Genomic DNA, 6,597 nt, shown 5'->3' with positions numbered 1-6,597 from the left:
CCGGCCAGCAGGCGCGCGCCAGCCGCAGCGCGGGCGCGGAGAAATCCGCCAGCGTCGCCGCCGCCGCGAGATCGGGTACATGCACGATCAGCGGGTTGAACGAAGGCCGCCCTTTGACCGCATAGATCGCCGCCACCGCTTGCGCGTCGGTCGCATCGGCGGCGAGCCCGTAGACCGTCTCGGTCGGCACCGCGACCGCCCCGCCCGCGCGCACGATCTCAGCCGCGCGCGCGATCGCCTGCGGAGCGAAGGGCAGCACCAGGGTATCAGGATCGGCCATCGCGCCAGCCGCTACCAGCGGCCGCTCGGCGCCGCAAAGGATCAGGCGTGCGCGCGCTCGATCAGCGCGTCGAGGTCGAGGCCCAGCCGTTTGATGCGCGCGGCGATCGTCGGCCATTCGTCGGCGAGGAACCCGGCGCGCGCGCTTTCCTTGAGGCGCGCGGCGGCGCCCGGTGCCACGAACATGCCGACGCCGCGCCGCACGGTGACGAGGCCGTCCTCCTGGAAACTCTGATAGGCCTTGGCGACGGTCAGCGGGTTGGCGCCGCGCTCGGCGGCGAAAGCGCGTACCGAGGGCAGCGCCTCGCCCTCGCCGATCTGGCCGTCGAGGATCATCGCGACGATCTCGTCGCGCAGGCGGAGGTAGACGGGACGATCGGGAGTCGGCATGCGTGATGCTGTTCTAACACAGCATGGCGCGACTTCAAACCGTTGAATCAGCCGGTTAACCCCGCCAGACGCTCAGCACCGCCGCCGGCTCGGGCCTCGGCCGCTCATCGAGCGCGCGACCGGGGCTGCCGAGGAACAGGAACCCCGCGATCCGGTCGCCCGGCGCGCCGCCGAACGCCGCGCACACCAGGCTCGAATAGGAGGCCCAGCCCGTCAGCCAGCCGCCGACCAAGCCCTCGGCATGCGTCGCCAGCAGCAGGTTCATGCACGCCGCACCCGCCGAAAGCTCCTGCTCCCACACCGGGATCGGGCTCGTCCGCACCGGGCAGGAGAGCGCCACCACCAGGCAGGGCGCCTGATGCGCGAACTGCTCGATCGCGTCATACGGCGTCTCGCGCGCGGTGCCGGTCTGTTGCTCCATCGCGCGGTGGAGCAGGGCGGCGAAATCGGCGCGCTTGTCCTGCGGCACCACCACGAAGCGCCACGGCGCGAGCTTGCCGTGATCGGGCACGCGGATCGCGGCGGCGAGGATGCGATCGAGCTGTTCGGGCGAGGGGCCGGGCGCGATCATGTCGCGCGGCTTGCCCGATCGGCGCGTCGCCAGCAGCGATGGCGTGGAGGAAAGATCGTTGAACATGCCGCCGCCGCTATCAGCCGAAACGCGCGCCAACAACGGGCTTCACAGCGCCGCGCGACCGGCTAGTCTGCGCTTTCACTCGGGAAGGTGCCCTATTGTCCGCAATCTCCGTCGATCCCGCCGGGCCGAACCCGCCCCGCACGCTCCTCGGCCACCCGCGCGGCCTGTTCCTGCTGTTCCTGGTCGAGATGTGGGAGCGCTTTTCTTATTATGGCATGCGCGGCCTGCTGGTCTTCTATCTGACCAAGCATTTCCTGTTCGACGATGCCCGCGCCAACCTCACCTACGGCGCCTACACCTCGATGATCTTCCTCACCCCCGTCGTCGGCGGCTGGATGGCGGATCGCTGGCTGGGCGGGCGCAAGGCGGTGCTGTTCGGCGGCGTGATGATCGCGGTCGGCCACGCCTGCCTCGCGATCGAAGGCGCGATCGGCGGCGTCGGCCCCGCGGCGCTCGACCTCTTCTACCTGGGCATGGCATCGGTGATCGTCGGCACGGGCTTCATGAAGGCCAATATCTCGGCGATCGTCGGCACGCTCTACCCGCGCGCCGATGCGCGCCGCGATCCCGCTTACACGATCTTCTACATGGGGATCAATCTCGGCGCGATGCTCGGCGCGCTGGTCTGCGGATGGCTGGGCGAGCGAGTCGGCTGGGCTTGGGGGTTCGGCGCCGCCGGGCTCGGCATGCTCGCCGGGCTGGTGATGTTCATCGCGATGCGCCGCGATCTGCTCGGCCGCTCGGAGCCGCCCGCGCCCGAATGGCTGCGCGTCCGCATCGCGGGCATCTCGCGCGAGGCGTGGATCTACGCCGGCGCGGTGGCGAGCGTGCTCGTCGCCTGGTTCCTCGTCCAGCATCAGGCGCTGGTCGGCACGCTGCTCGCGGTCGCGGGCTTTCCTTTGGTCGCCTATATCCTGTGGACGGCGGTGCGGACGCTGCCGGCGGTCGAGCGCGACCGCATCTTCGCGGCGATGGCCTTGATCCTCGGCTCGATCCTGTTCTGGGCCCTGTTCGAACAGGCGGGCTCGTCGATCAACCTCTACACCGATCGCCAGGTCGATCGGACATTGCTGGGCTGGAACGTGCCCGCGAGCATGTATCAATCGATCAACAGCTTCTGGATCATCACAATGGCGCCCTTGCTCGCGGGGCTCTGGACGTGGCTGGCCCGGCGCGGCTGGGAGCCGTCGGCGCCCGCCAAGTTCGGGCTGGCGATGCTCCAGCTCGGGCTCGGCTTCCTCGTGCTGGTGTGGGGCGCACGCGCGAACGGCGGCGCGCTGACGCCCGCGATCTACGTCGTCCTGCTCTATCTGCTCCATTCGACCGGCGAGCTCTGCCTGTCCCCGGTGGGCCTGTCGGCGATGACCAAGATGGCGCTGCCCCATATGGTCGGGCTGCTGATGGGCACCTGGTTCTTCGCGACCGCGACGGGCGAATATGCCGCCGGGCTGATCGCCGCGATGACCGGCGGCGCGGGCGAGGGCGCCGCCGCGACGATCACCATCTATTCCCGCGTCGGCTGGCTGGCGATCGGCGTCGGCGTCGCGATCCTCGCCGTCGCGCCCTTGTTCAAGCGGCTGATGCACCTCGATACGCTGGGGCAGGGCGGCCACGGTCTCGCCGGGGAACGCGAGCTCGCCCAGCCCGACGCGGCCGGCACGCATACCCAAAGGGAGCGCAAATGACGATAAGCTTCCGGACGCGCCTTCGTGATCTCTACCCCCACCTGCAGGCGCCGCCTTACTTCCGGACCGAGGCCATCATCGCCGCGCCGTAGCGGTCGCCCGCCGTCTTGCCCTTCGATGCCGTATCGAGCGCGGCGAGATCGTCGGGCGTGAGGTCGAGGTCGTTGGCCGCGATCGAATCCTCCAGCGTCGCGCGCCGCTTCGATCCCGGGATCGGCACCACATCCTCGCCCTGCGCCAGCAGCCACGCGAGCGCCACCTGCGCGGGCGATCGGCCATGGCGCGTGGCGACCGACTTCACCGTATCGACCATCGCCATGTTCGCCTCGAAATTGCCCTCGGCGTAGCGCGGATCGGTCAGGCGGTAATCGCCCTCGGGCAGGTCTTCGCGCCGCGTGATCGCACCGGTCAGGAAGCCGCGCCCGAGCGGCGAATAGGGCACGAAGCCGATGCCGAGCTCGCGCGCGGTCGGCAGGATATCGTCCTCGATGCCACGCTCCCACAGCGAATATTCCGATTGCAGCGCGGCGATCGGGTGCACGGCGTGCGCGCGGCGGATCGTCGCGGGCGCGGCTTCGGAGAGGCCGAGGTGGCGGACCTTGCCCTCGCGCACCAGCTCCGCCATCGCGCCCACCGTCTCCTCGATCGCCACGTCGGGATCGACGCGATGCTGGTAGAGCAGGTCGATCGTCTCGATCCCCAGCCGCCTGAGCGATCCCTCGCATGCCTTGCGCACGTTGGCGGGGCTCGAATCCAGCCCCGTCATCCGCTGGCTCTCGGCATCGATCCGCATGCCGAACTTGGTGGCGATCACCAGCCCATCGCGCCTGTCCCGTATCGCCTCGCCGAGCAAAGTCTCGTTCGCCCGGGGGCCGTAGATTTCGGCGGTATCGAAGAAGGTCACGCCGAGATCGATCGCGCGGTGGATCGTCGCGATCGATTCCTCCTTGGTCGCCGCGCCGTACATGTTGGCGCCGACTCCCGCCATCGGCATGCAGCCCAGCCCCAGCGCCGAAACCTCCAGCCCGCCGCCTAACGTCCGATAGCGCATCGTCACTCTCCTCGATGGGCGGCAGGTGGTATGGCGGTGCGGCGCGCGCAAGGCTAAGGTCCGCGATCGCGCGAGAAGAAACGAGAGCATCCTCATGGCCCGCAAATATTTCGGCACGGACGGCATTCGCGGCCGCACCAACGAAGGCGCGCTCACGCCCGAGACCGCGATGCGCGTCGGCCAGGCGGCGGGCGCGCACTTCCTGCGCGGCAGCCACCGCCACCGCGTGCTGATCGGCAAGGACACGCGGCTGTCGGGCTATATGATGGAAAGCGCGCTGACGGCGGGGTTCACCAGCGTCGGCATGGATGTCACGCTGGTCGGCCCGATGCCGACGCCGGCGGTGGCGATGCTGACGCGGCAGATGCGCGCCGATCTCGGCGTGATGATCTCGGCCAGCCACAATCCCTATGTCGATAACGGCATCAAATTGTTCGGCCCCGACGGCTACAAGCTTTCCGACGAGGCCGAGGCGGCGATCGAGCGCGGGATCGACAGCGTGCCGACGCTCGCGCCCGCCGAGACGATCGGCCGCGCGCGCCGCGTCGAGGATGCGCAGGGCCGCTACATCAGCACCGCCAAATCGACCTTCCCCGATCACCTCCGCCTCGATGGCCTGCGCATCGTGCTCGATTGCGCGAACGGCGCCGCCTACAAGGTCGCGCCCGAGGCGCTGTGGGAGCTGGGGGCCGACGTCATCGCGCTCGGCGTCTCGCCCAACGGCTGCAACATCAACGACAAGGTCGGCTCGACCTATCCTGCCACCCTGGTCGCCAAGGTCAAGGAAACCCGCGCCGATATCGGCCTCGCGCTCGATGGCGACGCCGATCGCCTGATCGTCGTCGACGATCATGGCGAGATCGTCGACGGCGATCAGTTGATGGCGCTGATCGCCGGCGCGTCGGCGCGCGCGGGCACGCTCAAGGGCGACGGCATCGTCGCGACGGTGATGTCCAACCTCGGGCTCGAGCGCTTCCTCTGGGGGCAGGGCATCGCGCTCCACCGCACCCCCGTCGGCGATCGCTACGTCGTCGAGGCGATGCGCGCGGGCGGCTACAATATCGGCGGCGAGCAATCGGGGCACATCGTCCTCGCCGATCACGCCACCACCGGCGACGGCCTGATCGCCGCGCTCCAGGTGCTCGCCGAACTGGTCGAGACGGGCACGCGCGCGCACAAATTGCTCAGGCAGTTCGATCCGCTGCCCCAATTGCTCAGGAACGTCCGCTTCGCGGGCGGCCAGCCGCTGGAGGACGAGAAGGTCAGGACGGTGATCGCCGCCGCCGAAAAGGAGCTCACCGGCACCGGCCGGCTGCTGATCCGCAAATCGGGCACCGAACCGCTGATCCGCGTGATGGCGGAGGGCGAGGACGAGGCTCTGGTCGGCCAGGTCGTCGATCGCATCTGCGAGGCCGTGCGGAAGGCGGCGTGAGCGCCATGCGCCTTTGCGCATACCCTGATCCCGTTCGTCCCGAGCGCAGTCGAGGGACGTGCCCAGGGGCGACGAGGTCGAACGTGTCTCGACTTCGCTCGACACGAACGGTTGATGAGCGGGAGCCTATATGCCGATCCCGCGCATCCTGACCATCGCCGGATCGGATAGCGGCGGCGGCGCGGGCATCCAGGCGGATATCAAGACGATCACGATGCTCGGCGGCCATGCGATGACCGCGCTCACCGCGCTGACCGCGCAGAATACGGTGGGCGTGACCCAGGTGATGCCGGTGCCCGCCGCGATGGTGATCGCGCAGATCGATGCGGTGGCCGGCGACATCGGCGTCGATGCGGTGAAGATCGGCATGATCGGCTCGGCGGAGGTGGCCGACGCGGTGGCGGAGCGGCTCGGCCGTTCAGATTTCGGCGGCATCACGATTGTGTTCGATCCGGTGATGATCGCCACTTCGGGCGCCGCGCTGGCCGATAAACAGACCATCGCCGCGTTCGAGCGGCTGATGGCGCGCGCCACCTTGGTCACGCCCAACCTGCCCGAGCTTGCGCTGCTGGTCGATCGCGCGATCGGCGACGGCGATGCGCTCGCCCGGGCGGCGGGGATGCTCGCCGGAAGAACCGGCGGCGCGGTGCTCGCCAAGGGCGGGCATCTCGATGGGCCCGAGGTCGTCGATATCCTGATCGCCGATGGGCGCGAACGCCGCTGGCGCGACGACAGGATCGCGACCCGCCACAGCCACGGCACCGGCTGCACGCTCTCCAGCGCCATCGCGACGGGCCTGGGCGCGGGGATGGACTTGGAGGATGCGATCGACAGAGGGCGCGCGTTCGTCCGCGCCTCGCTGCTCGCCGCGCCGGGCCTGGGAGCGGGGCATGGCCCGATGGGGCAGGGGTCGGTGCTTCGATAGATCGACCGTCACCCCGGACCTGATCCGGGGTCCCGCTTGCTTTTTCCGATGGCCCTCTCAGGAAGCGGGATGCCGGATCACGTCCGGCATGACGATTAAAGCCATCCCCGCAACCCCATCCACCGCTCCCGCTTCGCCGCCCGCGTCATCCCCGCAAACGCCGCGCTCGAGGACGGCAGCTCCACCAGCGCCAGCCCC

7 protein-coding genes are annotated in these 6,597 nt (G+C 69.5%); 3 read left to right on the top strand and 4 right to left on the bottom strand.

The genetic code is table 11. The features are described from left to right. The 3 genes from HUU94_RS12190 to HUU94_RS12180 form a co-directional block, all read right to left on the bottom strand. A partial coding sequence (locus tag HUU94_RS12190; protein ID WP_174275336.1) for an L-threonylcarbamoyladenylate synthase occupies window positions 1–280 on the bottom strand: 280 nt, incomplete at its 3' end. Window positions 281–321: 41 nt separating this feature from the next. Next, a complete protein-coding gene (locus HUU94_RS12185) occupies window positions 322–669 on the bottom strand; it encodes a GntR family transcriptional regulator (protein WP_174275335.1) in 348 nt (115 codons plus the stop codon). 55 nt (window positions 670–724) lie between these two features. Then, the gene (locus HUU94_RS12180) at window positions 725–1,306 is read right to left on the bottom strand and encodes a nitroreductase family protein (RefSeq protein WP_174275338.1); all 582 of its coding nucleotides are present in this window, start codon (window positions 1,304–1,306) and stop codon (window positions 725–727) included. Window positions 1,307–1,401: 95 nt separating this feature from the next. Between HUU94_RS12180 and HUU94_RS12175 the strand changes: the two genes are divergently transcribed. Continuing rightward, window positions 1,402–2,991: a peptide MFS transporter gene (locus HUU94_RS12175; protein WP_254602185.1), complete on the top strand. Its 1,590-nt coding sequence runs from the start codon at window positions 1,402–1,404 to the stop codon at window positions 2,989–2,991. 55 nt (window positions 2,992–3,046) lie between these two features. Here the strand turns inward: HUU94_RS12175 and HUU94_RS12170 are convergent, their stop codons facing one another. Then, window positions 3,047–4,042: an aldo/keto reductase gene (locus tag HUU94_RS12170; protein ID WP_174275334.1), complete on the bottom strand. Its 996-nt coding sequence runs from the start codon at window positions 4,040–4,042 to the stop codon at window positions 3,047–3,049. Between the two features lie 94 nt (window positions 4,043–4,136). On the opposite strand from HUU94_RS12170, the gene glmM reads away from it, so the two are divergent. Together glmM and thiD are read left to right on the top strand one after the other, a co-directional pair. Next, window positions 4,137–5,474 (top strand): phosphoglucosamine mutase, encoded by a 1,338-nt coding sequence (gene glmM / locus HUU94_RS12165; protein WP_174275333.1) that lies wholly within the window; start codon window positions 4,137–4,139, stop codon window positions 5,472–5,474. Window positions 5,475–5,604: 130 nt separating this feature from the next. After that, on the top strand, window positions 5,605–6,399 hold the full coding sequence (thiD, locus tag HUU94_RS12160; protein ID WP_174275332.1) for a bifunctional hydroxymethylpyrimidine kinase/phosphomethylpyrimidine kinase: 795 nt from the start codon (window positions 5,605–5,607) through the stop codon (window positions 6,397–6,399). Window positions 6,400–6,597: the final 198 nt, after the last annotated feature.

Source organism: Sphingomonas bacterium (assembly GCF_903644055.1).
GTDB lineage: Bacteria > Pseudomonadota > Alphaproteobacteria > Sphingomonadales > Sphingomonadaceae > Sphingomonas_I.
This window is presented reverse-complemented; position numbering and strand designations above follow the sequence as displayed.

Excerpts from the sequence above, each read along its gene's own strand:
- HUU94_RS12185 (WP_174275335.1), bottom strand. The coding sequence starts at position 669 with ATGCCGACTCCCGATCGTCCCGTCTACCTCCGCCTGCGCGACGAGATC.
- HUU94_RS12180 (WP_174275338.1), bottom strand. The coding sequence starts at position 1,306 with ATGTTCAACGATCTTTCCTCCACGCCATCGCTGCTGGCGACGCGCCGA.
- HUU94_RS12170 (WP_174275334.1), bottom strand. The coding sequence starts at position 4,042 with ATGCGCTATCGGACGTTAGGCGGCGGGCTGGAGGTTTCGGCGCTGGGG.
- glmM (WP_174275333.1), top strand. The coding sequence starts at position 4,137 with ATGGCCCGCAAATATTTCGGCACGGACGGCATTCGCGGCCGCACCAAC.
- thiD (WP_174275332.1), top strand. The coding sequence starts at position 5,605 with ATGCCGATCCCGCGCATCCTGACCATCGCCGGATCGGATAGCGGCGGC.